The organism is Streptomyces sp. NPDC093149 (assembly GCF_044754145.1).
GTDB lineage: Bacteria > Actinomycetota > Actinomycetes > Streptomycetales > Streptomycetaceae > Streptomyces.
Window position 1 is genome coordinate 1 of sequence record NZ_JBIVON010000073.1, and the last position, 2,397, is coordinate 2,397.

Here is a 2,397-nt window from a genome sequence, read left to right on the forward strand (position 1 = left end):
GTCCGACAACCCCGGACGCCCGATCCTCGCCACCCAGCAACACCTCCAGTAACCGTTCTACCTGGGATGTTGCACCGACCCATTGACCTCACCGCGTCTTTCTTCGCGGCCGAGCTCGACCGGCCACACACACGCTCGTAGCGTTCATCGACGAGCACAAGGGCCGCTTCGGCGGCGTCGAGCCGATCTGCAGGACGCTCACCGAGCACGACTGCAAGATCGCCCCTTCCTCCTACTACGCCCACCACAAACGCCGGAGCACGCCGTCGGCCAGGACCGTGCGCGATACCGAACTGAAGGAACGGATCAGCGAGGCCTTCCAGGCCAACTACCGTGTCTACGGGGCGAGGAAGATCTGGCGTGAGCTGAACCGGCAGGGCCACCGCGTGGCCCGCTGCACCGTCGAGCGCCTGATGCGTGAACTCGGCATCGCCGGAGCGGTCCGCGGCAAGCGCGTGATCACCACGCTGCCCGGCGGCCAGGCCGAACGGGCGCCGGATCTGCTGGACCGCGACTTCGTCGCCGCCGCCCCGAACCGCTGCTGGGTCGCGGACTTCACCCACGTCAAGACCTGGTCCGGTGTCGTCTACGCCGCCTTCGTCGTGGACACGTTCTCCCGCCGGGTCGTGGGCTGGTCCGCAGCCACCGTGAAGGAAACGGTCTTCGTCCTGGACGCCCTGGAGATGGCCATGTGGCAACGTGACCGAGACCAACATCCGGTGCGGCCGGGCGAGTTGATCCACCACTCGGATGCCGGATCGCAATATACGAGTTTCCGGCTTACCGGGCATCTGGACGCCGCCGGCATCGCCGCCTCGATCGGATCGGTCGGTGACGCCTACGACAATGCCCTGATGGAGAGCACGATCGGCCTGTACAAAACCGAGCTGATCAAGCCCCGGCGGCCCTGGAAGTCGCTCGCCCAGGTCTAGTTGGCCACCGCCGAGTGGACCCACTGGTACAACCACCGCAGGCTCCACGGTGAGATAGGCCACGTCCCGCCCGTCGAGTACGAAGCCAACTACTACACGGAATCCACGAAACCCCAGGTCACAACCACAATCTGAGATCTCTACCGAACCCGGGGCGGTTCACCTGATACCGCCCCGAGCCAACCCAACCGCATTCCACTCCCAAAACTGAGCAATACGCAGGTCGGCTCCCCTAGCACTGCTCACCTCTGGAGAGCCGCGACACCGGCGTATGCCACATCTGGATCGGCATCCCCACCCCGACGCAGACGTTCTCCGGACTCGGGCCCGCCTTGCAGTCCGGACACACATCGCCTTCCGCCTCTGCGGAACCCTCCACCGGACGCTCCCCTCGCCTGGAAAACCCGAGCCTGCCACGGAAGATCACCGGCTGGCCAGAGCTTCGCGACCACGACATCCAGCTTGATGACCTCGCGCTATGGCCATCAGCGGGGGCGGTCGTCCAAGGTGGGGCGATGAGCGCACTGCGACCCGGTGACATCACCGACGAAATGGTCCAGGCCATGGGCACGGCCAAACGCCAGGGACTGCAGAAAGACCTGCGCGCCCTCGCCGCCAATATCCGTGCCGACGCCGAAGGTCGCTACGACAGCGTGGAGCCGGGGTGGCGAGCCGGAGTCGAGTGGACGCTGCTGTGGATCGAGAACACCGCCGCCCAGCTGACCGAGGGCGGATCGTAGGCAGCAGACGTCAGAACCCACACCCGTCTTCGGGCTTCGCACTGTTGGTCAGGGTGATCCGGTGAGGATGAGGGCATCGTCGCCATGAGGCCGGAGGCGCGGGCGCAGTTCGCGCTGGACCTGCTCCTCCCACCCGGGGGGGGGGCAGGCGAACGACCCGCAGCTCGGCCGCTGCCGCCGCTCAGACTCAGGCGGCGCTGAACTCGTCGGCGTGGCCGCCGCGCCATTCCACCCACTGCGGGTCGTCCAGGAGGCCTCGGGCTCGGCGACGTCGGCACCTTCGAGGAACACGACCAGGTCGTGGTCGCTGTAGGCGTGCCGAGGATCTCGTCCCGGCCGTCGCTGCCCGCACGCTCATGGGCAGCAGCAACGCGCTGCACTCTGTACCGACCGGCAACCAACTGGACGTCGTTTTCAGGCAGCTTCCCCAAAGCCCCCTCGCCCGACGAACGTCACTTAGCGTGCTGATCCACGGAAAGCGAGCCAGAACCGCTGGAAGTGAACGAAGCCACCATGCCGTTGCCCCGGCTCGCATCCGGAAGCGTTTCTGAAGGCAGCCATTCCCCGAACTCCTTGTTACGTTCCCACCATGTGTCCATGGAAGCGCCGTCACACGGGACCGTGACAGTAGCGCGCATGAACACGAGCATGCGCGTGAACCCGAAGCCAGGACGGCGGGTCGTCTCCGTATTCCTGGCCCTGTCAGCCTCCGCCGCCGTCCTGGC

General features: G+C 66.3%; 2 protein-coding genes and 1 pseudogene. 2 read left to right on the forward strand and 1 reads right to left on the reverse strand.

What is annotated here, in order from left to right; all coding sequences use genetic code 11:
- Nucleotides 1-134: 134 nt before the first annotated feature.
- Both ACIQCZ_RS42525 and ACIQCZ_RS42530 read left to right on the forward strand, forming a co-directional pair.
- Nucleotides 135-932 (forward strand): annotated as a pseudogene (locus tag ACIQCZ_RS42525) (IS3 family transposase); the annotation flags it as partial.
- A 515-nt stretch (nt 933-1,447) separates the two neighbouring features.
- Entirely contained in the window at nt 1,448-1,672 is a 225-nt protein-coding gene (locus tag ACIQCZ_RS42530) for a hypothetical protein (protein ID WP_402291581.1), read from the forward strand.
- A gap of 452 nt (nt 1,673-2,124) precedes the next feature.
- Here the strand turns inward: ACIQCZ_RS42530 and ACIQCZ_RS42535 are convergent.
- Nucleotides 2,125-2,397: hypothetical protein (locus ACIQCZ_RS42535; protein WP_402291583.1), on the reverse strand; the 273-nt coding region annotated here is incomplete at its 5' end.

What these genes read in the sequence shown, in the direction of transcription:
- ACIQCZ_RS42530 (WP_402291581.1), top strand. Translation starts at nt 1,448, where the DNA reads ATGAGCGCACTGCGACCCGGTGACATCACCGACGAAATGGTCCAGGCC.